Origin of the sequence: Kaistia algarum (genome assembly GCF_026343945.1) — a bacterium.
GTDB lineage: Bacteria > Pseudomonadota > Alphaproteobacteria > Rhizobiales > Kaistiaceae > Kaistia > Kaistia algarum.
Map to the genome: position 1 here is coordinate 276328 of NZ_JAPKNJ010000002.1, position 25888 is coordinate 302215.

Here is a 25888-nt window from a genome sequence, read left to right on the forward strand (position 1 = left end):
CATGTACAAGCTCACCACCCGTACCCGCGCCGGAACTGCCACGGCGATTGCCGTGCTCCTGCTCATTCTGGCCGGGTTCGCCTTACCGGCAGTGATCTCGCGCGGCGTCATCCAGGATCTGTTCTTCATCCTGACCATGCTGACGCTGGCGCAGCTCTGGAACCTGCTCGCTGGCTATGGTGGCCTTGTTTCCGTCGGCCAGCAGGCCTTCGTCGGCATCGGCGCCTATGCGATGTTCGCCGGTGTCATCCTGATGGGCTGGAACCCGGTCTGGGCGATCCTGCTCGGCGGCGTCGCAGGCCTGCTGCTCGCCATTCCGACGGCGTTTTTCGCCTTCCGCCTGCAGGGCGCCTATTTCGCCATCGGCACCTGGGTCATCGCCGAGGTGACGCGCTTGCTGATCGCGCAATGGAAGACGCTTGGCGGCGGCACCGGCACCTCCCTGCCGCGCGAGGCGACCAGCAACATTTTGGGCACGGACGCGATTCGGGCGCTGTTCGGCGTGCGCGAAGCGGCGGCGCGTGACATCCTGGCCTATTGGCTGGCGCTGGTCCTCGTCGTGATCGTGACCGGTGGCATCTACTGGCTGCTGAAGAGCCGCCTCGGCCTCGCTCTGGCAGCCGTGCGCGATAATGCCGAGGCAGCCCGTTCGGTCGGCGTCGACACTGGCCGGCTCAAATGGGCGGTGTTCCTGATCGCCGCCGCGGCCACCGGGCTGTCCGGGGCGCTGATTTTCCTGCAGACGGCCCGCATCTCGCCCGATGCCGCCTTCGCCGTCACCGACTGGACCGCCTACGTCATTTTCATCGTCGTCATCGGCGGCATCGGCACGATCGAGGGACCGATCCTCGGTGTGATCGTCTTCTTCGTGCTGCGCTCGGCGCTGGCCGATTACGGCAGTTGGTACCTGATGACGCTGGGCCTGATCGCCATCGCGGTCATGCTTTTCGCACCCAAAGGCCTGTGGGGGCTCATCTCCTCCAAAAGCGGCCTGCACCTGTTCCCGGTTCGCCGCAGGCTGACCGGTCCGAAGATCGAGGGAGGAATTTGATGGCCGATATTGAAACCGATGTGCTGATCATTGGGACAGGCCCGGCGGGTTCGGCCACGGCGGCGCTGCTCGCCAGCTCGGGCGTCGCCAACATGGTGGTGAACCGCTACCGCTGGCTGGCGAACACGCCGCGCGCCCACATCACCAACCAGCGTGCCATGGAAGTGCTGCGCGATCTCGGCCCGGAGGTCGAGTCCGAGGCCGTCATGCACGCCTCGCCGCAGGAACTGATGGGCGAGAACGTCTTCTGCGAGAGCCTCGCCGGCGAGGAAATCGGCCGGATGAAGAGCTGGGGCACGCACCCCCATTCCAAGGCCGAGCATCTGCTGTCGTCGCCGACCTTCATGAACGACCTGCCCCAGACCTTCATGGAGCCGATCCTGTTCAAGACGGCCTGCTCGCGCGGCACGCAAGCCCGCATGAGCACGGAATATGTGAGCCACGTCCAGGACGGGGATGGCGTCACCACAATCTGCCGCGACCGGCTGTCGGGCCAGGAATTCACGGTCCGCTCGAAGTTTCTCGTCGGTGCCGATGGCGGCAATTCGCTCGTGGCCGAACATCTCGGCCTGCCCTTCGAGGGCAAGATGGGCGTCGGCGGCTCGATGAACATCCTGTTCCGCGCCGACCTGTCCAAATACGTCGCCCACCGCCCGAGCGTTCTCTACTGGGTCATGCAGCCCGGCGCCGACGTCGGCGGCATCGGCATGGGCCTCGTGCGCATGGTGCGGCCGTGGAACGAATGGCTGATCGTCTGGGGCTACGACATTAACCAGCCGCCGCCCGTGGTCACGCCGGAACTCGCCACCGACGTGGCGCGCCAGCTGGTTGGCGATCCGACGCTCGAGATCGAGCTGCTGCGCGCCAATACCTGGACCGTGAACAACTGCTTCGCGACCGACATGCAGAAGGGGCGCGTGTTCATCATGGGCGACGCCGCGCACCGGCATCCGCCGTCGAACGGCCTCGGCTCCAACACCTCGATCCAGGACAGCTTCAACCTCGCCTGGAAGCTTGCGAAGGTCGTGAAAGGGCAGGCGGGCATGGGCCTGCTCGACAGCTACACCGCCGAGCGCGCGCCGGTCGCCCGCCAGATCGTGACGCGCGCCAACCAGTCGATCGCCGAATTCGGGCCGATCTTCGAGGCACTCGGCATGGATGGCGGCGTCGACCACGACAAGATCCAGAAGAACATGGAAGCGCGCTGCGACGCGACGCCCGCGGCGGAAGCGCAGCGCGAGGCACTCCGCAAGGCCATCGCGTTCAAGAAATATGAGTTTGACGCGCATGGCGTTGAGATGAACCAGCGCTACCGCTCGGCCGCCATCCTGACCGACGGGCAGGAGGAGCCGGCGTTCGAGAAGGACCGCGAGCTGCATTACGCGCCGACGACCTGGCCGGGGGCGCGTCTGCCGCATGTCTGGGTGTTCGACCGCTCGGGCCAGAAGGTCTCTACGCTCGATCTCTGCGGCCGTGGTGAGTTCACGCTGCTGACCGGTATCGGCGGCGAGGCGTGGGTCGCGGCGGCCGAGAGCATCGGCGCCGAACTCGGCCTGCCGATCCGCGTCCATGTGATCGGCCCGCGCCGCGCGATCGAGGATCATACCGGCGACTGGGCGCGGGCCAGCGAGATCCGCGATGCGGGCTGCCTGATCGTCCGCCCGGACCATCACGTCGCCTGGCGTTCCGAGACGCTGGCCGCCAATCCGGCCGCGGAACTGCGCCGCGTCCTCACATCCATTCTGGCGCGCTGAGGAGGTCCCATGATCGACGAACACGAATATGGCTACTTCACCGAGGCGAATTCGGCCGAGGTCGTCGTCGCGCGCAACAAGAACGCCAAGGATGAGCGGCTGAAGCAGGTGATGGAAGTCATCACCCGCAAGCTGCATGAGGCGGTCAAGGAGATCGAGCCGACGCAGGACGAGTGGTTCCGGGCCATCCTGTTCCTGACGGAGACCGGCCAGATCTGCAACGAATGGCGGCAGGAATACATCCTGCTTTCCGACGTGCTCGGCGTCTCGATGCTGGTTGACGCGATCAACAACCGGAAGCCGTCCGGCGCCTCGGAATCGACCGTGCTCGGGCCGTTCCACGTCGCTGATGCGCCGGAACTGCCGATGGGCGCCGACATCTGTCTCGACCAGAAGGGCGAGCCGATGTTCGTCCATGGCCATATCCTCGACACCAAAGGCAACCCGATCTCGGGCGCCAAGATCGATGTCTGGCAGGCCAATGACGAGGGCTTCTACGACGTGCAGCAGAAGGGCATCCAGCCCGATTTCAACCTGCGCGGCGTGTTCCGGACCGGCGATGACGGACGCTACTGGTTCCGCGGCGTGAAGCCGAAATACTACCCGATCCCCGATGACGGCCCGGTCGGCAAGCTGCTCGGCGCGCTCGGGCGGCATCCCAACCGTCCCGCCCATCTGCACTACATCATCTCGGCCGACGGTTTCGACGCGCTGACCACGCACATCTTCGATCCGGACGACCCCTACATCAATTCCGATGCTGTCTTCGGCGTGAAGAAGAGCCTGCTGGCCGAATTCTCGAAGGTCGACGACGCGGCCGCGGCGGCGACGGTCGGGGTCGCGGCTCCCTATTATGACGTGGAATTCGACTTCGTGCTGTCGCGGGCGAAGGCGGAATAGCCGCGCTTGGCAGGCTTTCAAGAAAACGGGAGGGACTAGATGGCCGCGCTTGAGAAAATGTTCGATGTCAAAGGCAAGTCGGTGATCGTCACCGGCGGTGCCAGCGGCATCGGCCGGGCCTATGCCGAGGTGATGGCCGAGAACGGCGCCCGGGTCTGCATCTTCGACATCGATCCGGATGGCCTGGCACGGGTCACGGCCGAGATGACTGCCAAGGGCTGGGATGTCTGGGGCCAGACCGTAGATGTTGGCGACCGTCCGGCCATGGCCGCTGCCTTCGATGCCGTGGCCGCGAAGCATGGCCAAATCGACACGGTCTTCGCCAATGCCGGCATCGATCCCGGCCCCGGTTTCAATACCGTGACGGGCGAGCGCTTTCCGGGCGGCGCGATCGAGAACATCCCCGACGAGCAGTGGGATCGGGGCATCGAGATCAACCTGACCTCGGTCTACACGACCGTGAAGAATGCCGTCCGCCACATGAAGCCGAACGGTGGTGGGGAGATCATCGTCACTTCGTCGATCGCCTCGATGATCAATGAGAGCATCGTCGGCACGTCTTACATGCCGGCCAAGGCGGCAGTGAACCATTTCGTCCGCCACATGGCGATGGAGCTCGGCGCCTATGGCATCCGGGTCAATGCCATCCTGCCAGGCCCGTTCATCACCAACATCGCCGGCGGCCGGCTGCGCAATAAGGCGGATCGCGCCGCCTTCGAGAGCCAGTCGCTGATCGGACGCATCGGCGATGTCGAGGACATCAAGGGGCTCGCGCTGCTGTTGGCCTCGCCGGCCGGTTCCTTTTTCACCGGCTCGCTGATCGTCATCGACGGCGGCTCCTTGACCCGCATGACCTGATCGAAGCCTGCGGCCCGCCGGGGAGGGCGGACCGTCCCGTAAGAACGAACCTATCCAGAAGGAGGAGACTTAAGTGACCTACTACAATCGCATCCTGAAATCGGGCCTGAACCCCAATCGGCGCAGCGTGCTCAAGGGCCTCGCGGCGAGCGCCGCGGCCAGCACGCTGGCGCTGCCGGGCTATGCCCGCGCGGAGACGGCCGGCAAGATCAAGCTCGGCTATATCAGCCCGACCACGGGCCCGCTCGCCCTGTTCGGCGAAACGGACGGCTACACGCTCCAGAAGATCCGCGCCGTGCTCGGCGGCCAGTTGCAATCGTCCAACGGCAAGACCTACGAGATCGAGATCCTCGATCGCGACAGCCAGTCCAACCCGAACAAGTCGTCGGAAATCGCCGGCAATCTGATCCTGAACGAAGAGATCCACCTGCTTCTCCCGGCATCCACCACCGACACGATCCTGCCGGCGGCCGAGCAGGCCGAGCTTTACGAGACGCCGTGCCTCTCGTCGGGCGCGCCCTGGCAGGCGGTCGTCTTCCCGCGCGGCGGCGGCAAGCAGACCTTCGACTGGACCTATCATTTCTTCTGGGGCCTCGACGAGGCGCTGAACACCTTTGTCGGCATCTGGAACGGCCTGGAGACCAACAAGAAGGTCGGCATGCTGTTCCCGCAGAACATCGATGGCGAGACCTGGGGCAATGATGAATACGGCCTTCCGGTCCCGACCAAGAAGGCGGGCTACGAGGTCTTCGTTCCGGGCTATTTCCAGCCGCGCACCAATGATTTCTCGGCCCAGATCGCCGAGTTCAAGAAGAACAATTGCGAGATCATCGGCGGCATCACCTATCCCGACGATCTGAAGACCTTCGTCACCCAGTGCAACCAGCAGGGCTTCAAGCCCAAGGCGATCACCGTGGCGGCAGCACTTCTGTTCCCCAGTGGTGTCGAGGCGATGGGTCCGCTCGGCAATGGCATGTCGTCGGAAGTCTGGTGGACGCCGGCCTTCCCGTTCAAGTCTTCGCTGACCGGGCAGGTGAGCCAGGATCTCGCGACCCAGTGGGAAGCCGACACCAAGAAGCAGTGGACGCAGCCGCTCGGCTATTCGCACGCCCTGCTCGAAGTGGCGATCGACATCCTGAAGCGTTCTTCCGATCCGCTCAGCCGCGAGGCCAACCGCGACGCGATGGCCGCGACCGACCTGCAGTCGCTCGTCGGCCACATCAAGTTCGACGGATCGCCCCACAAGAATATCTGCAAGACGCCGATCTTCGGCGGCCAGTGGGTGAAGGGCGAGAAGTGGCCCTATGACCTGAAGATCGTCGACAACTCCGTCAACCAGCTCTTCGCCCCGCAGCAGAAGATCGTTCCGATCTCCTGGTAATCGAAAACGCGGGACGCGGAGGGTTGTGATGGACAGGGAAATCCTGCTGAAAGCGAGTGGCGTGTCGAAGTCCTTCGGCGCCGTTCGCGTCCTGCATGAAGTGAGTTTCGAGGTCAATCGCGGCGAGGTGCTGGGCATCCTCGGCCCGAATGGAGCGGGGAAGACGACGCTTTTCAATATGATCAGCGGCGATCTGAAGACATCGGGCGGCGAGATCCGGCTGGGCGACACGATGCTCCGCGGCGAGCCGCCGTTCCGGCGCTGCAAGATGGGGATCGGGCGGACCTATCAGATCCCGCGCCCCTATTCCGGCATGACCACCTTCGAGAACCTGCTGGTCGCCGCCGCGTTCGGCGGCGGCCGGTCGGAAAAGAAGAGCTACGCCTTTTGTGCGCAGGTGTTGCGCGACTGCGAACTGATCGACAAGGCCAATGTCTCGGCCGGCTCGCTGACGCTGCTCGACCGCAAGCGGCTGGAACTGGCGCGCGCGCTCGCCTCGGATCCGAAGCTGCTGCTGCTCGACGAAATCGCGGGCGGGCTGACGGACGATGAATCGAAGGCGCTGGTCGCGCTCGTGCGCCGTATCCGCGACCGCGGCGTCACCATCGTGTGGATCGAGCATGTGCTGCACGCGCTGCTCGCGGTGGCCGACCGGCTGATGGTGCTGAATTTCGGCGAGAAGATCGCGGAAGGGCTGCCAGCCGAAGTGATCGCGCTGCCCGAGGTCCGCCGCGTCTATATGGGGATCGAGGTATGACCGCCGTTCTTTCCACCCATGGGCTTGTCGCCCGCTATGGCGATTTCCAGGCGCTCTACGGTGTCGATACCGAACTGCACCAGGGCGAGGCCGTGGCCCTGATCGGCGCCAATGGCGCCGGCAAGTCGACCTTCTTGCGCTCGATCATGGGCCTGCTGCCGGTCGCGCGTGACATGGTGCGGCTCGACGGCGAGCCCGTCGGCGGCACCGCCACGGATCGCATGGTGCAGAAGGGCATCGCCATCGTGCCGGAGGGCCGTCGGCTCTTCACCGGAATGTCGGTCGAGGACAATCTCCGCGTCGCGATCGACCAGGCCGGGCGCGTCGGCGCCAAGGGCGGCTGGACGCTGGGACGGCTGCACAAGCTCTTCCCGATCCTTGAGGAGAAGGCGCGCACGCCAGTGCAGAGCCTCTCCGGTGGACAGCAGCAGATGGTGTCGATCGGCCGTGCGCTGCTCTGCCAGCCGCGCGTGCTGCTCTGCGACGAGATCAGCCTCGGCCTCGCGCCCAAAGTGATCCGCGAAATCTATGCGGCGCTGCCGGAAATCCGCGCGTCGGGCACGGCGATGATCGTCGTCGAGCAGGATGTCGGTCTCGCCCAATCCGCTTCGGACCGCCTCTATTGCATGCTGGAGGGGCGCGTGACCCTCACCGGCAAGTCGGCCGAAGTCACACGCGAGCAGATCGGCGAAGCCTATTTCGGAGCCAGCCATGCAGTGGTTTGACGCATTGGTGCAGGGGATCCTGCTGGGCGGCATGTACGCCCAATATGCGCTGGGCATGGCGCTGATGTTCGGCGTCATGCGGATCGTGAACATCAGCCACGGCGATCTGGTGATCCTGCTGTCGCTCATCGGCATTTCCATGGCCTCGGCCTGGGGGCTCGGTCCGCTGCCGGTGCTCATCGCCCTGGTGCCCCTGGCCGTGCTGATGGGGTGGCTCCTGCAGAAGCTGGTGCTCAACAAGGTCGTCGGCAGCGATCCGCTCCCCTCGCTGATCGCGACCTTCGGCCTTTCGGTCGCCCTGCAGAACCTCATGCTGCAGATCTGGTCGGCCAATAGCCGCTCGCTGCCGGGCGGCGGGCTCGAAAGCCAGTCGATCGAAATCGGCGGGATCTATATCGGGCTCCTGCCGGTCATCGTGCTCGCGGTCGCGACCGGTCTTACCTGGGGCCTCGACCTGATGCTGAAGCGCACCCGCTTCGGCCGGGCGCTCCGCGCCGCGTCCGCCGATGTCGAGGCGGCGGCGATGACCGGCATCAATCCCCGCGCCGTCTATGCGCTGGCGACGGCAGCGGCGGTCGGCATCCTCGGCTTCGCGGCGGTGTTCCAGGCGCTGCGCTCTACTGTTGCCCCTGCCGACGGTCCGGCCCAGCTGATCTATGCCTTCGAGGCGGTGATCATCGGCGGCATGGGATCGGTCTGGGGCGCCTTCATCGGCTCGATGGTGCTTGGCATCTCGCAGGGCATCGGCTTCCGCATCGATCCCGGCTTCGGCGTCCTCGCCGGCCATATCGTCTTCCTGATCGTGCTGGCCACCCGCCCGCAGGGCTTGTTCGGAAGGGCATGACCATGACCGCTATCCCCTTTGCCGCCACCGAGGCGCCCGAAGTCGTCGTTCAGCGCCAGACACCATCGGGACGCATCGCGATGACGCTGGCGATCCTCGGCCTGATCGGCCTTGCCGCCATGCCCTGGTGGGCGTCGACCGGCACGATCCGCTCCATACTGGAGCTCTGCTGCTACATCGCCGTCGCGCAGATGTGGAACCTGCTTGCCGGTTATGCCGGCCTCGTCTCCGTCGGCCAGCAGGCCTTCATGGGCGCGGCGGGCTATGCGATGTTCGTGCTGGCGCAGACCTATGGCATCAATCCCTTCGTCGCGATCTTCCTGTCGCTCGTCGTCCCGGCCATCCTCGCCGTGCCGATCTATCTGCTGCTGCACCGGCTCGACGGGCCGTATTTCTCGATCGGCACCTGGGTCGTGGCCGAGGTCTTCCGCCTGACCGCCTCGAACCTGCCGATCGTCAATTCCGGCGCCGGCATGTCGCTGCGGGTGATGAAGGATTTCTCGTCCTTCGAGCGCAACATCGCCATGTCGCTGCTCTGCGCCTTCATGCTGCTCGTCACGCTCGGCGGCAGCTATTGGCTGCTGCGCTCGCGCTTCGGCCTCGCGCTGATCGCCATGCGCGACAATCCGGTGGCCGCGGCCAGCCAGGGCGTCAATGTCGCGAAGCTTCGCTTCCTGATCTATGTCGCGGCGGCGGTCGGCTGCGGCCTCGCCGGCTCGATCTACTTCATGGCGCAGCTCCGCATCACTCCCGGATCCGCCTTCGATCCGATGTGGGCGAATGTCGCGATCTTCATCGTGATGATCGGCGGCATCGGTTCGATCGAGGGCGTGCTGATCGGCTCGCTGATCTACTTCGTCGCCGACCGCTGGTTCGGCGAATATGGAGCCACCTATTTCGTCGTGCTCGGTCTGATGACGCTACTGGTCGCGCTCTATGCCCGAACCGGCATCTGGGGCCTCGTCTCGAAGCGGTGGGACGCGCCGTGGTTCCCGATCCGGCGCAAGCTCGTCAATCCGAACGGTTGAGCAGGGGGTTCCTATGAAAGCAGCCATTTTCGACCAGGTCGGCGTCCCGCTGCGCATTGGGACGGTCCCTGACCCATCGCCGGCACCGGACGAGGTCGTCGTCCGCATCGCCGCTTGCGGAATCTGCGGCAGCGATCTGCATATCACCGATGACCCGGCTCCCTTCGGCATCGGATCGGGCTTCGTTCTCGGCCATGAATTCGCCGGCAACATCGTCGCGCTCGGTTCCGACGTGACGGGGCTGCGCATCGGTGACAGGGTCGCCGTCGTGCCGATGCGCGGCTGCGGCCGTTGCGAAGCCTGTCGGCGCGGCGATCCGGCGCGCTGTCCGGAGATGACGCTGATCGGCGGCGGCTATGCCGAATATGCCACCGTCGCCGCCCGCCAGTGCCATATCCTGCCGGATGAAGTCGAGCTTGAGGATGGCGCGCTGGCCGAGCCGCTATCCGTCGCCCTGCACTGCGTCGTCCGCTCCGGCATGAAGCCTGGCGACCGCGTCGCCATCCTGGGCGCGGGGCCGATCGGCCTGCTTGTCGCCTTCTGGGCGCGGCGCATGGGCGCCGCAAAGGTGGTCGTTGCCGATATCCATGAGCATCAGCGTGAGCGTGCGCTGGCGTTGGGCGCCACCGGCTTCGCGCTTTCCGGCCAGAAGCTCGCCGAAAACCTCGCCGATCTTTGCGGCGGCGCACCGGATATCGTCTTCGAGTGCGTCGGCAAGCGCGGCCTGCTCGGCGCGGCGGCGAATGCCGTCCGCCTGCAGGGCACGGTGGTAGGCGTCGGGCTCTGCATCGGCGGCGACGAATGGGACCCGTTCATCGCGCTCTCCAAGGAACTGAACCTGCTGTTCTCGGTGTTCTTCCACCAGCGCAACGAATTCGGCGTCGCCCTTGACGCGCTGCGCGGCGGCCCGTTCGCGCCGCAGGCGCTGATCACGGACCGGATCGATCTGTCGCCCGTGCCGCAGATCTTCGAGAGCCTTCGCCGCCGTACCACGCAATGCAAGGTGCTGATCCAGCCTGAAGTTGTCTGAGGAGGAACGAGAATGACGGTAGCGTTCGAAACGCTCGAATATGATATCGGCGGCGTGAAGACCGTGGTGAAGGCGATCGGCAAGGGTAAGCCGGTGCTGTTCCTGCATGGTGCCTCGACGCTGGAAGGCTTCGATTTCGCGGAAGGGCTTGCGGATCGTTTCCGCGTGCTGGCCGCCAGCCATCCTGGCTGGGGCTATTCCGGCGACGCGCCGCACATCGTCGGCATGTCCGACATGGTGCTGCACTATCTGAACCTGCTCGACGCGCTCGACCTCGACGAGAAGCCGCATCTCATGGGCTTCTCCATGGGCGGCTGGATGGCAAGCGAGCTTGCAGCCGTAGGCCGCGAGCGCTTCGACAAGGTGGTGCTGGTGGCGCCGGCCGGGTTGAACGATCCGGCCCATCCAGCCACCAATCTCGGCGCGGTCGCCCCGCAGGACTTGCCAGGCTATCTGGCCCATGACGTGTCCGTGGCGCTGCGCTATTTCCCGGACGGCACGGACGCCGCCTTCGCCGAAGGCTTTGGGGCGGATCGGGCCCGCGAGGGCGAGACGCTGGGCCGTCTGCTGGCGCCGTTCGGCATGGGCCATCCAAACCTTCGCCGCTTCCTGGCGCGCATCACCAATCCGGCGCTCGTGGTCTGGGGCACCGAGGACAAACTGCTGCCCGCCAGCCAGGCGCCGCTCTGGATCGAGGCGTTACCCGATGCGCAACTGCTGCTGGTCGAGGACGCCGGCCATTTCGTGATGCAGGAGAAGCCCGAGACTCTGGCGAAGATCGGCGATTTTCTCGTCGGCTGAACCGTTTTTAAAGAGGAGGAGAGATCATGAACAAGCCCATCAAGCACGGCTATTGGGGCACGACTGTCGACCATCGCGATCTTCTGAAGCAAATCGCGGAGATTGGCCCGATCCTGGAGGCGAACGCCGCCGCCGACGAGGAGAACGGTGAGCTGACGGAAGCGAGCTTCGAGGCGCTGAAGGCCCTGCGCATGTCGCATGTGCTCGCGACCGAAGCGCTGGGCGGCGCGCAGCTGCCGCCGACCCAGGTGCTTGAACTGCTGGAGGCGATCACCTGGCATTCCGGCTCTGCCGGCTGGGTCTCGATGGTGCATGCCTGCATCGGCGCCATGTCGGCGGCCTTCCTGCCCGATAGCGCCGTCGAAAAGCTGTTCGGGCCCGGCACGGATAACCGCTTCTCGGGACAGGGCGCCCCGCTCGGCATGCTCAAGAAGGTCGAGGGCGGCTACCGGCTCAACGGCAAATGGAGCTATGGCAGCGGCTTCAGTCACGCCACCTATTCGCACAGCGCCGCCTTCGTCGATGATGGCTCGGGCAAGCCCGCCAAGGATGACAAGGGCAACGTCATCATCATGTGCGCGCACGCGCCGATCCCCGAGCACACGCAGCTCGGCAACTGGGATGTGCTCGGCCTCGGCGGCACCGGCAGCATCGACTATTCGGCGGAAGATGTGTTCATCCCAGAAGATTTCGTGTTCCCGATCCTGACCGCGCCGCCGCAGCGGCTGAAGGAACTCTTCAGCCTCGGCGTGGTGGGCCTTGCCGCCATCGGCCACACCGGCTGGGCGCTCGGCACGGGTCGGCGCATGCTGGACGAGATCGCCAAGTTCGCGCGCTCCAAGTCCGGCCGCGCCGGCCTGATCGGCGAAAGCGAGAAGTTCTGGTATGATTATGGTCGCGCCGAAGCGCGCTATCGTGCCGCCCGCGCCTTCGTCTTCGAGACCTGGCGCGATATCGAGGCCACCGTCGAGGCCGGGAACAGCGTCTCGACACGGCAGATCAGCCTCGTGCATCTGGCCAAGTCCGAGATCCACGAGACCGGCGTGGATATCTGCAACTTCGCCTATCGCGCGGGCGGCGGCGCGTCGCTGCGCGCCGGCGTGATCCAGCGCACATTCCGCGAGATGATGGTGGCGGCGAACCACTTCACCATCGCCCCGTCGATCGTCACTTCGGCGGGCCGTGACATCGGCGGCGTCTGGAACAATCGGGTCTGGCAGTTCTACGACCTGATCGAGAAGAAGTAGTCGTGCAAGGGCCGGGCGGCGAGAACCGTCCGGCCCCCTATCTCATGCAGCCGAAGAGATCCGTCGATGAGCCAGCCGCATCCGATGACCGCCGCTTTCCGCGAGGCCTTCCGCCGCCATCCGGCCGGCGTCGCCGTGATCACAGCCGATCCGGGGGAGAGGCCGGTAGCGATGACGGTGTCATCGCTGATCTCGGTCAGTGCCGCGCCACCGATCGTCGCTTTTTCTCTGTCGACGAAGTCGGCCTCGTCCGAGCCTTTGCTGAGGGCGGAAACCATGGTGATTCACCTACTGCGCTACACCGATATCGACCTGGCGCAGCTTTGTGCGTCGAGCGGCGCCGACCGTTTCGGTAAGGACATCGCCTGGGAACGGCTCCCGACCGGCGAGCCACGCTATACCGGCGTCGCGACCTGGTTCCGCGCCAAGAAGCTCGGCGTCCTGCCGATCGAGGGCGCGACGCTGGTCGCGGCGGAGCTTCTGGAAGGCGAGGCGCATCCGATGGAGGATCCACCGGAGGCCCACTCGCTGGTCTATCTCGATCGCCGCTGGCACCGTCTGCACAAAGAACTCGACGACGCGATCGATCTGGTCGATTCGTCGCGGTTCATGTAGGGGCGTGTTCAATCATTCGATGAAGGATCGCGGCGTTTCACCCGCCGATTTTGGCACCTTCGACGTCGTGATCGTCGGCGCGGGCTCGGCCGGCTGCGTGCTGGCCAACCGCCTTTCCGCCGATCCGTCGCGGCGCGTGCTGCTGATCGAGGCGGGGAAGAGCGACAATCACCCTTGGGTGCATATTCCCGTCGGCTATCTGTTTGCCATCGGCAATCCGCGTCTCGACTGGGGCTTCAAGACCGAGCCGGTTCCGGGGCTGAACGGCCGCAGCCTGCTCTATCCGCGCGGCAAGGTGCTGGGCGGCTGTTCCTCGATCAACGGCATGATCTATATGCGCGGCCAGTCTCAGGACTATGATGGCTGGCGCGACGCGGGCAATCCCGGCTGGGGCTGGTCCGACGTGCTGCCGCTGTTCCGCCGCTCCGAGCATCATTTCGGCGCCGCCGACGAAGCCCATGGCACCACGGGCGAATTGCGGGTTGAGCCGCAGCGCCTCCATTGGGCGATCCTCGACGAGGTGGCGCGCGCCGCCGAAGCGATGGGCATTCCCCGGTCGCATGATTTCAATGCCGGCGACAATGAGGGCGTCGGCTATTTCCCGGTCAACCAGAAGCGCGGCATACGCTGGAACGCGCGTAAGGCGTTCCTCGATCCAGCCCGCAAGCGGCGCAATCTGGCAATCCTGACGCAGTGCCATGTGCAGCGCCTCCGCCTCGATGGCAGGCGCGTCACCGGCATCGTGTTCTCGCGCGACGGCAGCCTGTTCGAGGCGCAGGCCCGTCAGGAAGTCGTCCTCGCCGCCGGCGCCATCGGTTCGCCGCAGATCCTCGAACTCTCCGGCATCGGCCGGCCGGACGTGCTGGAACGGATCGGCGTCCCGATCGTCCATGCGCTGCAAGGCGTCGGCGAGAATCTGCAGGATCATCTGCAACTGCGCACCATCTTCGCCGTCATCGGCGCCCGCACGCTGAATGATCGCGCCGCAACGCCCTGGGGCAAGGCTGGCATCGCATTGCAATATGCTATGACACAGAGCGGGCCGATGGCGATGGCGCCGAGCCAGCTCGGGATATTCAGCCGCTCGAGCCCGGCGCATGACCGCGCCAATATCGAATATCACGTCCAGCCGCTGTCGCTGGATGCCTTCGGCCAGCCGCTGCACAAGACAGCGGCGCTGACCGTCTCGGTCTGCAATCTGCGCCCAGCGAGCCGGGGCGCCACGCATGCGGTGAGTGCCGATCCGCTGGCGGCTCCGGCGATCCAGCCAAACTACCTATCGGCCGAGCCCGACCGCATCGTCGCGGCCGACAGCCTGCGCCATGCGCGCCGGCTGATGACGCAGCCGCCCTTGGCGCGCTATCGCCCGATCGAGCTGAAGCCGGGACCCGGTCCCGACGACGACGAGGCGCTGGCGCGGCTCGCTGGCGAGATCGGCACGACGATCTTCCATCCGGTGGGAACGGCGCGCATGGGCAGCGACGCGGATGCGGTGGTCGATCCCGAGTTGAAGGTGCATGGGCTGGACGGTCTCCGCATCGCCGATTGCTCGGTCATGCCGACGATCGTCTCCGGCAACACGCACGCGCCCGCAGTGATGATCGGCGAGCGGGCGGCGGAGCGCGTGCTCGCGGAGGGCAGGGGTTGAGCCCGAGTCGCTGATGCCCGGGCTCTATTTCAGCACGCCCCGGGCCTTGTAGAAGGCTAGCGCCGCCGGATGAAACGGAACCGCACTCGACGTGGCGGCCGTCGCAAGTGTCAGCCGGGCGGCCTCGGGGTGGATTTTGTGGATCGCATCCAGATTGTCGAAGATGCCGGTCAGCAACGCCTCGACCAAGCTATCCTCAGCCTTCGCCGAGACGATGAGGGCATTGGCGATACCGACACACGGCGTATCGGCCGTCATGCCGGCATAGGCCGTCTTGGGTAGCACCAGCGGCACATAGAGGCCGGGATATTTCTTGTCGATCGCGCTCTGTTCGTTGCCCGTCGGCAGAAAAACGATCGGCGGATGGCCGCCCTTCGCGAGTTCGGCGACCGCCGCCGTCGGCACCCCGCCGATCCAGAAGAAGGCGTCGATCTTGCCATCCTTGAGGGCGGCGGCGGATTCGGCGACCCCGAGATTGGACCGCTGCAAATCCGCCTTGGGATCCAGCCCCGCCGCTTCGAGCACGCGGTCGGCGATCGATTCCGTCGAGGAGCCGGCCGAGCCGATCGAGACGCGCTTGCCCTTCAATCCGGCGATGCCGGTGACGCCGGAAGCCTCGCTCGCGACGACATGCAGGTAGGAATCATAGAGGAGCGCGAGGACGCGGATGTCCTGCTTGCCGTCCTTGGCGAAGGCGCCGGTGCCATGGATCGCATCGAAGGCGGCATCGATCGTCGTGAAGCCCAGCTGGGCCTTTTCAGCCTGCAGCCATTTGGCATTGTCGACCGAGCCGCCGGTGACTTCGACCGTCGCCTTAAGTCCTGATCCCGATTTCGACAGGATCGCCGCCAGCCCCTCGCCATAGGGATAGAAGACGCCGCCCTTGCCGCCCGTCGCGATCTGGATCAGCAGCGGCGTCGCCGCCTCGGCCGGCATCGTTGCCATCGCGGCAGCGCCGGCGCCGAGGACAAGGAATTGGCGGCGGTTCAATCGAATGTCGTTCAAGTCTGCCTCCCCAGGCCGATCAAGCGCCGCATTCGGCCGCTCTCCGCCGCGGATGATAGACGTGAACCTGCCGGCCGCAAGCACAACGCGGAGGGGCGGTTAGCAGGCCTTCACCGCAAGATCTCCCGCATCCTCGCACTCACATCCCGAAGCGCCGGCAGGTAGCGCTCGACCAGCGCCTCGATCGGTTCGCCGCGAGCAGGCAGGCCGAGATTGACGGCGGCGACGGTGACACGATGCGCCGTCACCAGCGGGACGGCAATGGAGCGAAGCCCGATCTCCACCTCCTGGTCGATGGCGGCGTAGCCGTTCGCGCGGACACGGCCCAGCTCCGCCAGCACCGCCTCCGGCTCCGTCAGCGTATGCTCTGTCCGGCGGGGCAGGGGCGCCGTGCCCAGCCGCTGGCGCGCTTCTGCCTCGGGGAGGGCGGCGAGCAGCACGCGGCCCATCGAGGTGCAATAAGCCGGCAGGCGCGAGCCGGGCATCAGCGCGATCGACATCAGCTTCCGTTGCGCCGCACGGGCGACATAGACGATCTCGGCGCCGTCCAGCACCGATACCGAGGAACTCTCGCCGATGGCATCCGACAACTGGTCCAGCAGCGGCTGGACGAGCTGCGGCAGCGGCATGGTGGCGAGGCAGGCGGTACCCAGCCGTAGGACGCGCGGCGTCAGCGTGAAGAACTTGCCGTCATAATCGGCATAGCCGAGATGGGCGAGCGTCAGCAGACAGCGCCGCGCCGTCGCCCGGTCGAGACCCGCTGCCGCCGCCACTTCGGCGATCGACTGGCGAGGATGATCCGGGCGGAAGGTCTCGATGACGGCAAGGCCCTTGGCGAGACCGCCCATCAGGTCGCGTTCGGGAACGGCCATATCCGTGCTTGCCTTGAAGTTTGAGCGATATACGAACAAATGCAGCATATCGCACAAAATGGATGGACGGAAGCGCGGCCTCGGCCTATCGCTCTTGGCCATGCCGGGCGTCTGGCGCCATGGGCGCGAGGGAGAGCGAATGGACAAGACAGTCGGAGATCTGGCCACCGCGGTGGAGGGGATCGCGGATGGCATGACCGTGATGATCGGCGGCTTCGGCGGCGCCGGTTCGCCGATCGAGCTGATCCACGCGCTGATCGACCGCTTCCGCGCGACGGGCCATCCCAAGGACCTGACGGTCATCAACAACAATGCCGGCAACGGCCATGTCGGCCTCGCTGCCTTGATCGAGGCAGGCATGGTGAAGAAGCTCATCTGCTCCTTCCCGCGATCCGCCGATCCGGTCGTGTTCACTGATCTCTATCTTGCCGGCCAGATCGAGCTGGAGTTGGTGCCGCAGGGCACGCTTGCCGAGCGCATCCGCGCGGGCGGCGCCGGCATCCCGGCTTTCTACACCCCGACCTCCTATGGCACCGATCTCGCCCTGGGCAAGCCGGTCGAGGAGTTCGATGGCCGCGCCTATGTCCGCGAGCGCTGGCTGAAGGCCGATGTGGCCTTGGTCAAGGCCGAGACCGCCGACACGCATGGCAATCTGACCTACCGGGCGGCGGCGCGGAACTTCAACCCGCTGATGTGCATGGCGGCGGCACGCACCGTGGTGCAGGCGAGCCGGATCGTGCCGGCGGGCGGGATCGACCCCGAGATCGTCATCACGCCTGGCATCTTCGTCCAGGCCGTCGTCGAGGTGGCGCAGCCGCAGCAGGAAGAAGACCTGAACCGCGCCAACGCCGTCTATCCGGGAGTGGCATGACATGAGCGCCAAGCTGACCAACAACCAGATCGCCTGGCGCGCCGCGCAGGACATTCATGATGGTGCCTATGTCAATCTGGGCATCGGCTTCCCGGAGAAGGTGGCGCAGTACCAGCCGCCGGGCCGCGAGGCGATCTTCCACACCGAGAACGGCATCCTGAACTTCGGCGAGGCGCCGCCCGCCGGTCAGGAAGACTGGGACCTCATCAATGCGGGCAAGCGCGCCGTGACGCTTAAGCCCGGCGCCTCGTTCTTCCACCATGCCGACAGCTTCGCCATGGTGCGCGGCGGCCATCTCGATGTGGCGATCCTCGGCGCCTATGAGGTGGCGGAGAATGGTGACCTCGCCAATTGGTCGACCGGGCCGAAGGGCATTCCGGCCGTCGGCGGCGCGATGGACCTCGTCCACGGCGCCAAGCGCGTCGCGGTGATCACCGATCATGTGACCAAGGACGGCAAGCCCAAGCTCCTGAAGCGCTGCACGCTGCCGCTGACCGGCGTCGGCTGCGTGACGCGCGTCTATACCTCGTTGGCCGTGATCGACATCGAGGGCGGTCGCTTCGTCTTGAAGGAAAAGCTGCCGGCCTTGTCGCTCGATGATTTGCAGGCAGTCACCGGCGCCGAACTGCTGGTCGCCGGCCCAGTCGCCGATCTGATCGTTCCGGAGCTCTGAGATGACCGACGTTTTCATCTGCGACTATATCCGCACGCCGATCGGCCGCTTCGGCGGGGCACTCGCATCGGTCCGCGCCGACGATCTCGGCGCGATCCCGCTCAAGGCGCTTCTCGCGCGCAATGCCGGCGTCGATTGGGAAGCCGTCGACGACGTGATCTTCGGCTGCGCCAACCAGGCCGGCGAGGACAACCGCAACGTTGCGCGCATGTCCTTGCTGCTGGCCGGGCTGCCGGTCGGCGTCTCGGGCACGACGATCAACCGCCTCTGCGGTTCCGGCATGGACGCGATCATCACCGCGGCCCGCGCCATCAAGGCAGGCGAGGCGGAGCTGATGATCGCAGGCGGCGTCGAGAGCATGTCGCGCGCGCCCTTCGTCATGCCCAAGGCCGAGACGGCGTTTTCGCGCCATGCCGAGATCCACGACACGACCATCGGCTGGCGCTTCGTCAACCCGTTGATGAAGGCCCAGTACGGCGTCGATTCCATGCCGGAGACAGGCGAGAACGTCGCCGAGGATTTCGCCGTCTCGCGCGTCGACCAGGACGCTTTCGCGGTCCGCAGCCAGGCCAAGGCTGCTGCGGCGCAGGAGAATGGCCGACTGGCGCGCGAGATCACGCCGGTGACGATCCCGCAGCGCAAGGGCGATCCGATCGTCGTCGACAGGGACGAGCATCCACGCGCGACAACCATCGAGGCGCTGGCGAAGCTCGGCACACCGTTCCGCAAGGGCGGTAGCGTGACGGCCGGCAATGCCTCGGGCGTCAATGACGGCGCGGCGGCGCTGATCCTTGCCACCGAGGCTGCGGCGAAAAAGCATGGCCTGACACCGATCGCGCGCGTGCTCGGCGGCGCCGCGGCCGGAGTGCCGCCGCGCATCATGGGCATCGGCCCGGCGCCGGCTTCAAAGAAGCTGATGGCGCGGCTGGGCCTCACGCCCGTCGATTTCGACGTGATCGAGCTGAACGAAGCCTTCGCCTCGCAGGGACTGGCCACATTGCGCGAACTCGGCATCGCCGATGATGACGGGCGGGTGAACCGCAATGGCGGCGCCATCGCGCTCGGCCATCCGCTCGGCATGTCCGGCGCGCGCATCACCGGCACGGCGGCGCTGGAGCTCGCACTGACAGGCGGCCGCCGCTCGCTCTCGACCATGTGCATCGGCGTCGGCCAGGGCATAGCGGTGGCGCTCGAACGCGTCTGATCTCGCCCGCTTCCGGCGAGGCGCTTCGAAACGCCTTGCCGGAAATGTCACGAAATTCGGATTCATATTGCTCGCGGGAGAATTATCGGCACCTTACTAGAAAGTACCCTTTCTCGCTGACAGGCGCCCGACGCGACCGGGATGCGATTTCGCTGCCAATCGACCGGAAAACGTCCGCATGTCCCGTTCCTCGCTCCCTGCCGAAAGCGCCGTGTCGTTGCGCGGCGTCAGCAAGAGCTATGACGGACGCGCGGTCATCTCCGGCCTGTCGCTCGACGTCGCGGCCGGCGAGTTCCTGGCGATCGTCGGCCCGAGCGGCAGCGGCAAGACCACCGTCATGCGCATCATTGGCGGCTTCGAGCCGCTGGATGAAGGCGAGGTTCGGATCGCCGGCGAGGACGTGACCTTCGAGCCGGCCGAGCACCGCCGCGTCAACACCGTGTTCCAAAGCTACGCGCTTTTTCCGCATATGAGCGTGATCGAGAACGTCGCCTATGGCCCCCGAATGCGAGGGCTGTCGCGGCGCGGGCGGCGGGCGAAGGCGGCGGATTTTCTCGATCTCGTGCGGCTCACTGATTTTGCCGAGCGCTATCCGCACGAGCTTTCGGGCGGCATGCAGCAGCGCGTCGCGCTCGCTCGCGCGCTTGCCAACGAGCCGGAAGTGCTGCTGCTCGACGAGCCGCTCGGCGCGCTCGACCGTAAGCTTCGTGACGAGATGCAGCGCGAACTCCGCCGCGTGCAGAGCGAACTCAAGGCGACCTTCATCTATGTGACGCATGACCAGGACGAGGCCTTCGGCATGGCCGACCGGCTCGCCGTCATGCGCGAGGGTCGTTTCGAGCAGATCGGCGCGCCGGCGGAGATCTATGATCGGCCGGCCAATGCGTGGGTTTCGCTATTCGTCGGGTCGGCCAATACGGTTTCTGGCCGCGTCGATCGAACCGGCGATCCGGCGTTGCTGACAAGTGATTTCGGCCCGCTGGAAGTCGGGTATCTGGCGCCGGAACTTGCGCCGGGCGATCGCGGCCTCGTCGTGATCCGCCCGGAGGCGACCCGGTTCGAGCCGCGCGACGGCGGGTCGACGCGGCCAGCCAACCGCATTCCGGCGGAAATCGTCGACGTTGTCGCGATCGGCCCGTCGCTGCGACTTCGCGCCGTCACCGCTGGCGGCCTCGCTTTGGAATCCATCGTGCAACGCCATGCGAGCGCGCCGGACGGGGACGCCGCGCCCGACGATCTTGCGCCGGGGACTCCCGTCTTCGTCGTGTTCGACGCGTCCTCCGCACGCGCCTATCGCGACGAGAAATTCAGCTGAAGTCCGATCCTCCGACCAGAACGGAACCGACCATGACGACAACCATCAAGACCCGCCATCCCCAATTCGCCGGTCTCAGCCGGCGCACCCTGCTCGCGCTGCTGGGCGCGGCGCCGGCAACGGCCGCGCTGTCGGCAGCGTTCCCCGGTGCGTTCCGTGCCGAGGCTGCGACGGGCGCGCTCAACGTCTATTCCTGGCCGGATTATTTCTCGACCGACAATCTCGCCGCCTACGCCAAGAAGACGGGCGTGACGCCGAATATCTCGACCTATGATTCGAACGAGACGCTGTTCGCCAAGCTGAACAGCCCGGCCGGCGCTGGCTTCGACATCGTCATTCCCTCGTCGAGCTGGATCCAGCAACTCGCTGCCAAGGGCCTGCTGCAGGAACTCGACCACAGCCGGCTGAACCTCGCCTCGCTCGATCAGGACCTGCTCAACCGCGACTATGATCCGGGCAACAAGTACTCGATCCCGAAGGATTGGGGCCTGCTCGGCGTTGTCTATGATCCGGAAATCGTCGGTACGATCGAGACTTGGGAGGATTTCTTCAAGGCCTTCGAGAAGTCGGAAGTCTCCGGCAAGATCCGCATGTCGGATTCCGGCTGGGAGACGATCGGCCCGCAGCTCTGGATCGAGGGCAAGGACTGGAACACGGCGACCTCGGACGAGATCCGCGCCGCCGGCGAGAAGGTCAAGGCGCTTGCCAAGCACGTCAAGTCGTTCTCCGGCCTCGACCCGAACTCGGTCGCCAATGGCTCGATCGTGCTGGCCCAGACCAATCAGGGCACGGCGCGCGCCATCATCGGGCTCAATCCGAAGCTGAAATGGGTGGTGCCGGGGCCGTTCAGCGAGCTTTGGGTCGACAATTACGCGATCCCGAAGAGCGCGCCGAACCTCGACCAGGCCTATGACTTCCTGGCTTATCAGCTGCAGCCCGAGGTCCAGCTTTCGGAAACGCAGTATATCGGCTTCCCAGCCGCGCTCGCCGGCCTCGAGGCCAAGCTGCCGGCCGATACCAAGAACGCCGACCTGATTTTCGGCGGCAAGGGTCTCGACTTCAAGAAGCTGACCTCCTTCGTCGTCGATCCCGCGACGATCGGCACCTATCTCCAGGTCCAGACCGAGATCCAGGCGGCGGCGGGCTGATCGCGTAAGCCTATCTTCGATACCATCGCCGGACCCCGGCCTCCGTCGAGGGAGGTCGGGGCCGGCTTTTGCCTGGAATGGACCGTGACACGACACGAGGCGGAAGCCATGGGCACCGCATGACAACCCTTACCCGCCCTCGCTTCGCCACCGGCGCCGCCGATCATATCGTCGCGGCGGTTCCCGCTCTGTGGCTGGTCGCGTTTTTCCTGGCGCCGCTTGGCTTCACCGTCGTTTTCTCGTTCGGCCGCAACCTGTTCGGCGGGGTCGAACTCGCCTTCACCTTCGACAACTATCGCACGGCGCTCACCGGCTTCAACGGCACGACGCTGCTGCGGACTATTATCTTCGCGGCCTCTGCCTCGGCGCTCTGCCTCGCGGCAGCCTATCCGGTCGCCTATTTCCTGGCGCGGCACACGCAGCGCCGCCGAGCGCTCGCGGTCGTGCTGATCCTGGTTCCCTATTTCTCGTCCTTCCTGATCCGCATCATGGCGCTGCACATGCTGATGTCGCGCGGCGGCTTTGCGGAGAGCGTGCTGAATGCGCTCTATCTTCATTCCGGTCCGTTGGACGTTCTGGACACGCAACTCGCCGTCTTCATCGGCATGGTCTACGCCTATCTGCCGATCGCAATCGTGCCGCTCTTCGTGGTGCTGGACCGCATCCCCAAGCCGCTGCTGGAGGCGAGCCGCGATCTCGGTGCATCAAGGTTCAAGACATTCGTCTTCGTCACGCTGCCGCTCTCCCGTCCCGGCATCGCGACAGCGGTGCTGCTCACCGCCGTGCCCATGCTCGGCGAAATGGTGATCCCCAAGCTGCTCGGCGGTTCCAAGGGCGTGCTGATGGGGCAGGCGATCTCGTCGCAGTTCCTGCAGTCGCAGAACTATCCGCTGGGCGCCGCGATGGCCGTGCTCGTGCTGCTGGTCATCGGCGTGATCGTCGTCCTGCTGGCGCGGCTCACCAAGGGCTTCGCCGAGGTCGGCCAATGAGCGCACTCCGCTTCACGCCGGGCCGCTGGGGCGAGCGGACGACCAACGCCGCGCTGCTGCTCTGGTACGCCGCCGCCGTCCTGTTCCTGTTCGCGCCGATCTTCGCGGCGATCCTCTATTCGTTCAATCTCGGCGTCGTGAACAAGCAGACGGCGACGATCACCGGCTGGACGCTGAAATGGTTCCCGGCCGCGTGGAACGACCTGTCGCTGCGCCGTTCGGTCGAGGCCAGTCTCGTTGTCGCCTTCTGGTCAGCGCTGATCTCCATCCTGATCGGATCGGCGCTCGGCTATGCGATCGTGCGCCATCCGAGCGCGCGAATCCGGGCGGGACTGGCCGGACTCACCTATGTTCTTCTCATCGTGCCGGAATCGGTGATTGGCATCTCGCTGCTGCTCTTCTATGGCGTCACGCGCATCCCGCTCTCGACGGCGACGCTGGTCGCCGGCATCACGCCGATGGTGATTGCCGTCGTCGCGCTGATCGTGCGGGCCCGCGTGCTGACGCTCGATCGCCGCGTCGAAGAAGCGGCCGCCGATCTCGGCAGCACGCGCCTGAAAACGCTGTGGTTCATCGTGTTGCCGCAGCTCGCGCCCGCCATCGCCGCCGGCGGCATCATGGCCTACACCTTCTCCTTCGATAATCTCGTCGTCTCGGCCTTCCTCACCACGCCCCAGATCAATACGCTGCCCGTCTATCTCTATGGCAGCCTGCAATATGGACCGTCGCCCGCCGTCTATGCGGCCGCCTCCGCCGTCTTCGTCTTCACGCTCGCCATGCTCGGTGTCGCGGGGCTGATCTTCCGCTGGACCAGCCGCCATACGGCCGCGCCGCTTCCCTGAACGAACAAGGTTATCGCGCCGTGTCTCCTCATGATTACAACGCGCTTCTCGACATTCCGAACTTTCCACCCGAGCGCTATGCACCGCTCGCCGACCGGATCGCGCGGCTGCTCGGAACCCGCTCCGATATTGTGTTCGTGCAGGCCGAGGCGCTGCTGGCGCTGGAGGCCATTGCGACCAGCGTGGCGCGTCCCGGTCTCGTGGCCGCCAACATCGTGACCAGCCCCTATGGCGCCTATTTCGGCGCCTGGCTGCGGCGCGGCGGGGTGGAGGTCCTGGATATCGTCGCCGAGCCCGGCCAGCCAATCACGGCGCCGGCGGTCGAGGCGGCGATCAGCGTGCTGCCGAAGCTCGACATCCTCGTCATGGTCCATGGCGAGGCGGCGAATGGCGCGCTCAATCCGCTGGAGGCTGTGGCCCGGCAGGCGAGGGCGCATGGTGCGCTGCTGATCATCGACGCAGTTGCCTCCGTGGGAGCCCATGCGATCGATATCGACGGCCTCGGCATCGATTTCCTGGCCATCGGCCCGCAAAAGGCACTGGGCGGGCCCGTTGGCCTCTCCGCCGTCGCCATCAGCCCGCGCGGCTGGTCCCATATTGCCGCGACGCCTTCGCCGTCGCCTTCCTTGCTGTCGCTGGCGGACATCAAGGCCAACTGGCTGGACAAGGGGCGTGGCGCGCTGCCAGGCACGCCGCCGCCGCTCGAATTCTGGGCGCTGGAAGCGGCGATAGGCCGAGTCGAGGCGGAGGGCATCGACGCGCGTATCGCGCGGCATCAACTCGCCGCGCGCGCAACGCGGACTGGGCTGCGGGCGATGGGCGTCGAGCCTTGGATCGTCGATGACGATGCGGCGTCTGCGCTCGTCACCTCAGTGCCTGTTCCTCCCGGTCTCGATGCCGGGACGCTGATTGTGGAAGGGGCTGGCCTCGGCGTGGCGCTCGGCCGTGGTTTCGGCGACATCGAAGACCGTCTGCTGAGAATTGACCATACCGGCCGCCGGGCCGCCTTCGCCAGCGTGTCGGCGAGCCTTGCCGGATTAGGCGCCGTCCTCAAGGCCCATGGCGTCGCTGTCGATATCGGTGCCGCGATCCGGGTCGTCGCGGCCGTCTACAAGCGAACCTGACCTACTCGGAGAGCCCTCGATGTTCGATCTTTCGGCAGCGCAGGCCCATCTTCGCCAACAGGGCATCGACGCCTGGCTGCTCTATGATTATCGCGGCAGCAACCTCTTTTTCTGGAGCGTCCTCGGAGAGACGAAGACGCCGACGCGGCGGGCCTTTCTCGTCATCCGGCCGGCTGGCGAGCCGGTTCTGGTCCTGCATACGGTCGACCAGATGTTCTTCATCGACGTGAAGGTCGAGAAGCGCGTCTATCGCGGCTGGGAGGAGATGCGCGCTCTGGTGCGCGAACTGCTTGGCTCCGCGCACCGTCTCGCCGTCGAGTATTCGCCGGACGGCGCCGTGCCGACGGCCTCCTTCCTCGATGCCGGGACGGCGGAGTGGCTGCGCGAAACCGGCTATGACCTCGTCTCCTCGGCCGATCTCTTCCAGGTCTCGGCCTCGGCCTGGGACGACTTTGCCATCGAATCCCACAAGCGCGCCTGTGTCGTCGTCGCCGGCATCAAGGATGCGGCCTTCGACCTGGTCCGCCAAAGGATCCGTCGCGGCGAGACGATTGACGAATATGAACTGCAGCAATTCATCGTCTCGGAGTTCGAGCGTCTCGACCTCGAAAGCGAGGGCCATCCTGTGGTCCAGGTCAATGAGCATTCGGGCCAGGTATTCTACGAGCCGCGCCCGGGCGCCTCGTCGCCGATCGGCAAGGGCGACTGGCTGCTGATCGATTTCTGGGCACGCTATCCTGGCGAGCGCAACGTCTATTCCGACATCGCCTGGGGCGCCTATGCCGGCGAGGTCATTCCGGAGCGGTTGCAATCCGTTTTCGACATTGTGAGAGGGGCCCGCGACGCGGCGCTGGCTGCGATCCGCAATGCCTGGCAGCGGGGCGAGACGCTCGCCGGGTTCGAGGTCGACGATGTGGCGCGCGGCGTTATCGCCAATGCTGGCTTCCGGGCGAACTTCCACCACCGCACGGGCCATTCGATGGGGCCGGGCAAAAGGCTTCACGCGCTCGGTGTCAATCTCGACAATCTCGAGACCCACGACACGAGGCTGATCCTGCCGCGCACCGGCTTCTCGATCGAGCCGGCCATCTATCTGCCGGAATTCGGCGTGCGCCTGGAGATCAACGTCTTCCTTGATCCGGTAGCGGGGCCGAGCGTGACGACGCCGATCCAAGACGAGATCGTCCGTCTGGTCTGAACCATCCG

Annotated in this window: 25 protein-coding genes; 23 read left to right on the forward strand and 2 right to left on the reverse strand. The window is 65.9% G+C overall.

Annotation, left to right across the window (positions count from 1 at the left end; all coding sequences use genetic code 11):
• Window position 1 precedes the first annotated feature (1 nt).
• The 14 genes from OSH05_RS14600 to OSH05_RS14665 all read left to right on the forward strand — a co-directional run bounded on the left by OSH05_RS14600 (window position 2) and on the right by OSH05_RS14665 (window position 14639).
• Window positions 2-1051 (forward strand): branched-chain amino acid ABC transporter permease, encoded by a 1050-nt coding sequence (locus tag OSH05_RS14600; protein WP_104221450.1) that lies wholly within the window; start codon window positions 2-4, stop codon window positions 1049-1051.
• A complete protein-coding gene (locus OSH05_RS14605; protein ID WP_104221449.1) occupies window positions 1051-2805 on the forward strand; it encodes an FAD-dependent oxidoreductase in 1755 nt (584 codons plus the stop codon). Before OSH05_RS14600 ends, OSH05_RS14605 begins: the two co-directional genes overlap by 1 nt.
• A 9-nt stretch (window positions 2806-2814) precedes the next feature.
• Entirely contained in the window at window positions 2815-3705 is an 891-nt protein-coding gene (locus OSH05_RS14610; RefSeq protein WP_104221448.1) for an intradiol ring-cleavage dioxygenase, read from the forward strand.
• Window positions 3706-3744: 39 nt separating this feature from the next.
• Complete coding sequence (locus OSH05_RS14615; RefSeq protein ID WP_104221447.1) at window positions 3745-4563, forward strand: SDR family NAD(P)-dependent oxidoreductase; 819 nt, start codon at window positions 3745-3747, stop codon at window positions 4561-4563.
• A gap of 73 nt (window positions 4564-4636) precedes the next feature.
• On the forward strand, window positions 4637-5944 hold the full coding sequence (locus tag OSH05_RS14620; RefSeq protein ID WP_104221446.1) for an ABC transporter substrate-binding protein: 1308 nt from the start codon (window positions 4637-4639) through the stop codon (window positions 5942-5944).
• Window positions 5945-5972: 28 nt separating this feature from the next.
• On the forward strand, window positions 5973-6701 hold the full coding sequence (locus OSH05_RS14625; protein ID WP_104221445.1) for an ABC transporter ATP-binding protein: 729 nt from the start codon (window positions 5973-5975) through the stop codon (window positions 6699-6701).
• The gene (locus OSH05_RS14630; protein WP_104221444.1) at window positions 6698-7426 is read left to right on the forward strand and encodes an ABC transporter ATP-binding protein; all 729 of its coding nucleotides are present in this window, start codon (window positions 6698-6700) and stop codon (window positions 7424-7426) included. Before OSH05_RS14625 ends, OSH05_RS14630 begins: the two co-directional genes overlap by 4 nt.
• On the forward strand, window positions 7413-8270 hold the full coding sequence (locus tag OSH05_RS14635) for a branched-chain amino acid ABC transporter permease (RefSeq protein ID WP_104221443.1): 858 nt from the start codon (window positions 7413-7415) through the stop codon (window positions 8268-8270). Before OSH05_RS14630 ends, OSH05_RS14635 begins: the two co-directional genes overlap by 14 nt.
• 2 nt (window positions 8271-8272) lie before the next feature.
• Window positions 8273-9298: a branched-chain amino acid ABC transporter permease gene (locus OSH05_RS14640; protein WP_104221460.1), complete on the forward strand. Its 1026-nt coding sequence runs from the start codon at window positions 8273-8275 to the stop codon at window positions 9296-9298.
• Window positions 9299-9311: 13 nt separating this feature from the next.
• Window positions 9312-10328 carry a zinc-dependent alcohol dehydrogenase gene (locus tag OSH05_RS14645; RefSeq protein ID WP_104221442.1) on the forward strand — a complete coding sequence of 339 codons (1017 nt, stop codon included), beginning with the start codon at window positions 9312-9314 and terminating at the stop codon, window positions 10326-10328.
• Between the two features lie 12 nt (window positions 10329-10340).
• On the forward strand, window positions 10341-11129 hold the full coding sequence (locus tag OSH05_RS14650; RefSeq protein ID WP_104221441.1) for an alpha/beta fold hydrolase: 789 nt from the start codon (window positions 10341-10343) through the stop codon (window positions 11127-11129).
• 26 nt (window positions 11130-11155) lie between these two features.
• Window positions 11156-12376, forward strand: a complete 1221-nt coding sequence (locus OSH05_RS14655; RefSeq protein WP_104221440.1) for an acyl-CoA dehydrogenase family protein — start codon at window positions 11156-11158, stop codon at window positions 12374-12376.
• A 66-nt stretch (window positions 12377-12442) separates the two neighbouring features.
• Window positions 12443-12991, forward strand: coding sequence for a flavin reductase family protein (locus tag OSH05_RS14660; RefSeq protein WP_104221439.1), 549 nt, complete (start codon window positions 12443-12445; stop codon window positions 12989-12991).
• 19 nt (window positions 12992-13010) lie between these two features.
• Window positions 13011-14639 carry a GMC family oxidoreductase gene (locus OSH05_RS14665; protein ID WP_104221459.1) on the forward strand — a complete coding sequence of 543 codons (1629 nt, stop codon included), beginning with the start codon at window positions 13011-13013 and terminating at the stop codon, window positions 14637-14639.
• Between the two features lie 24 nt (window positions 14640-14663).
• On the opposite strand, the gene OSH05_RS14670 is transcribed toward OSH05_RS14665, so the two are convergent.
• Entirely contained in the window at window positions 14664-15644 is a 981-nt protein-coding gene (locus OSH05_RS14670) for a TAXI family TRAP transporter solute-binding subunit (RefSeq protein WP_266352513.1), read from the reverse strand.
• Between the two features lie 110 nt (window positions 15645-15754).
• Window positions 15755-16516, reverse strand: a complete 762-nt coding sequence (locus OSH05_RS14675) for an IclR family transcriptional regulator domain-containing protein (RefSeq protein WP_104219268.1) — start codon at window positions 16514-16516, stop codon at window positions 15755-15757.
• 139 nt (window positions 16517-16655) lie between these two features.
• On the opposite strand from OSH05_RS14675, the gene OSH05_RS14680 reads away from it, so the two are divergent.
• From OSH05_RS14680 to OSH05_RS14720, 9 genes are all read left to right on the forward strand, one after another.
• Complete coding sequence (locus OSH05_RS14680; protein ID WP_104219269.1) at window positions 16656-17387, forward strand: 3-oxoacid CoA-transferase subunit A; 732 nt, start codon at window positions 16656-16658, stop codon at window positions 17385-17387.
• A 1-nt stretch (window position 17388) separates the two neighbouring features.
• Complete coding sequence (locus OSH05_RS14685; RefSeq protein ID WP_104218843.1) at window positions 17389-18060, forward strand: 3-oxoacid CoA-transferase subunit B; 672 nt, start codon at window positions 17389-17391, stop codon at window positions 18058-18060.
• 1 nt (window position 18061) lies between these two features.
• Window positions 18062-19264 carry a 3-oxoadipyl-CoA thiolase gene (gene pcaF, locus OSH05_RS14690; RefSeq protein WP_104218844.1) on the forward strand — a complete coding sequence of 401 codons (1203 nt, stop codon included), beginning with the start codon at window positions 18062-18064 and terminating at the stop codon, window positions 19262-19264.
• A gap of 178 nt (window positions 19265-19442) precedes the next feature.
• Window positions 19443-20579 carry an ABC transporter ATP-binding protein gene (locus OSH05_RS14695; RefSeq protein ID WP_104218845.1) on the forward strand — a complete coding sequence of 379 codons (1137 nt, stop codon included), beginning with the start codon at window positions 19443-19445 and terminating at the stop codon, window positions 20577-20579.
• 32 nt (window positions 20580-20611) lie between these two features.
• A complete protein-coding gene (locus OSH05_RS14700; RefSeq protein WP_104218846.1) occupies window positions 20612-21727 on the forward strand; it encodes a polyamine ABC transporter substrate-binding protein in 1116 nt (371 codons plus the stop codon).
• A 119-nt stretch (window positions 21728-21846) separates the two neighbouring features.
• A complete protein-coding gene (locus tag OSH05_RS14705; protein WP_165801561.1) occupies window positions 21847-22716 on the forward strand; it encodes an ABC transporter permease in 870 nt (289 codons plus the stop codon).
• On the forward strand, window positions 22713-23558 hold the full coding sequence (locus OSH05_RS14710; protein WP_104218848.1) for an ABC transporter permease: 846 nt from the start codon (window positions 22713-22715) through the stop codon (window positions 23556-23558). Before OSH05_RS14705 ends, OSH05_RS14710 begins: the two co-directional genes overlap by 4 nt.
• Before the next feature lie 20 nt (window positions 23559-23578).
• Window positions 23579-24682, forward strand: coding sequence for a pyridoxal-phosphate-dependent aminotransferase family protein (locus OSH05_RS14715; RefSeq protein ID WP_104218849.1), 1104 nt, complete (start codon window positions 23579-23581; stop codon window positions 24680-24682).
• 19 nt (window positions 24683-24701) lie between these two features.
• On the forward strand, window positions 24702-25880 hold the full coding sequence (locus OSH05_RS14720; RefSeq protein ID WP_165801562.1) for a M24 family metallopeptidase: 1179 nt from the start codon (window positions 24702-24704) through the stop codon (window positions 25878-25880).
• The last annotated feature ends 8 nt before the right edge of the window (window positions 25881-25888 follow it).

Bases quoted from the DNA above. Each gene is read 5' to 3' on its own strand.
- OSH05_RS14600 (WP_104221450.1), top strand. From the start codon at position 2: ATGTACAAGCTCACCACCCGTACCCGCGCCGGAACTGCCACGGCGATT.
- OSH05_RS14605 (WP_104221449.1), top strand. From the start codon at position 1,051: ATGGCCGATATTGAAACCGATGTGCTGATCATTGGGACAGGCCCGGCG.
- OSH05_RS14610 (WP_104221448.1), top strand. From the start codon at position 2,815: ATGATCGACGAACACGAATATGGCTACTTCACCGAGGCGAATTCGGCC.
- OSH05_RS14615 (WP_104221447.1), top strand. From the start codon at position 3,745: ATGGCCGCGCTTGAGAAAATGTTCGATGTCAAAGGCAAGTCGGTGATC.
- OSH05_RS14625 (WP_104221445.1), top strand. From the start codon at position 5,973: ATGGACAGGGAAATCCTGCTGAAAGCGAGTGGCGTGTCGAAGTCCTTC.
- OSH05_RS14630 (WP_104221444.1), top strand. From the start codon at position 6,698: ATGACCGCCGTTCTTTCCACCCATGGGCTTGTCGCCCGCTATGGCGAT.
- OSH05_RS14635 (WP_104221443.1), top strand. From the start codon at position 7,413: ATGCAGTGGTTTGACGCATTGGTGCAGGGGATCCTGCTGGGCGGCATG.
- OSH05_RS14640 (WP_104221460.1), top strand. From the start codon at position 8,273: ATGACCGCTATCCCCTTTGCCGCCACCGAGGCGCCCGAAGTCGTCGTT.
- OSH05_RS14645 (WP_104221442.1), top strand. From the start codon at position 9,312: ATGAAAGCAGCCATTTTCGACCAGGTCGGCGTCCCGCTGCGCATTGGG.
- OSH05_RS14650 (WP_104221441.1), top strand. From the start codon at position 10,341: ATGACGGTAGCGTTCGAAACGCTCGAATATGATATCGGCGGCGTGAAG.
- OSH05_RS14655 (WP_104221440.1), top strand. From the start codon at position 11,156: ATGAACAAGCCCATCAAGCACGGCTATTGGGGCACGACTGTCGACCAT.
- OSH05_RS14660 (WP_104221439.1), top strand. From the start codon at position 12,443: ATGAGCCAGCCGCATCCGATGACCGCCGCTTTCCGCGAGGCCTTCCGC.
- OSH05_RS14665 (WP_104221459.1), top strand. From the start codon at position 13,011: ATGAAGGATCGCGGCGTTTCACCCGCCGATTTTGGCACCTTCGACGTC.
- OSH05_RS14675 (WP_104219268.1), bottom strand. From the start codon at position 16,516: ATGGCCGTTCCCGAACGCGACCTGATGGGCGGTCTCGCCAAGGGCCTT.
- OSH05_RS14680 (WP_104219269.1), top strand. From the start codon at position 16,656: ATGGACAAGACAGTCGGAGATCTGGCCACCGCGGTGGAGGGGATCGCG.
- OSH05_RS14685 (WP_104218843.1), top strand. From the start codon at position 17,389: ATGAGCGCCAAGCTGACCAACAACCAGATCGCCTGGCGCGCCGCGCAG.
- pcaF (WP_104218844.1), top strand. From the start codon at position 18,062: ATGACCGACGTTTTCATCTGCGACTATATCCGCACGCCGATCGGCCGC.
- OSH05_RS14695 (WP_104218845.1), top strand. From the start codon at position 19,443: ATGTCCCGTTCCTCGCTCCCTGCCGAAAGCGCCGTGTCGTTGCGCGGC.
- OSH05_RS14700 (WP_104218846.1), top strand. From the start codon at position 20,612: ATGACGACAACCATCAAGACCCGCCATCCCCAATTCGCCGGTCTCAGC.
- OSH05_RS14705 (WP_165801561.1), top strand. From the start codon at position 21,847: ATGACAACCCTTACCCGCCCTCGCTTCGCCACCGGCGCCGCCGATCAT.
- OSH05_RS14710 (WP_104218848.1), top strand. From the start codon at position 22,713: ATGAGCGCACTCCGCTTCACGCCGGGCCGCTGGGGCGAGCGGACGACC.
- OSH05_RS14720 (WP_165801562.1), top strand. From the start codon at position 24,702: ATGTTCGATCTTTCGGCAGCGCAGGCCCATCTTCGCCAACAGGGCATC.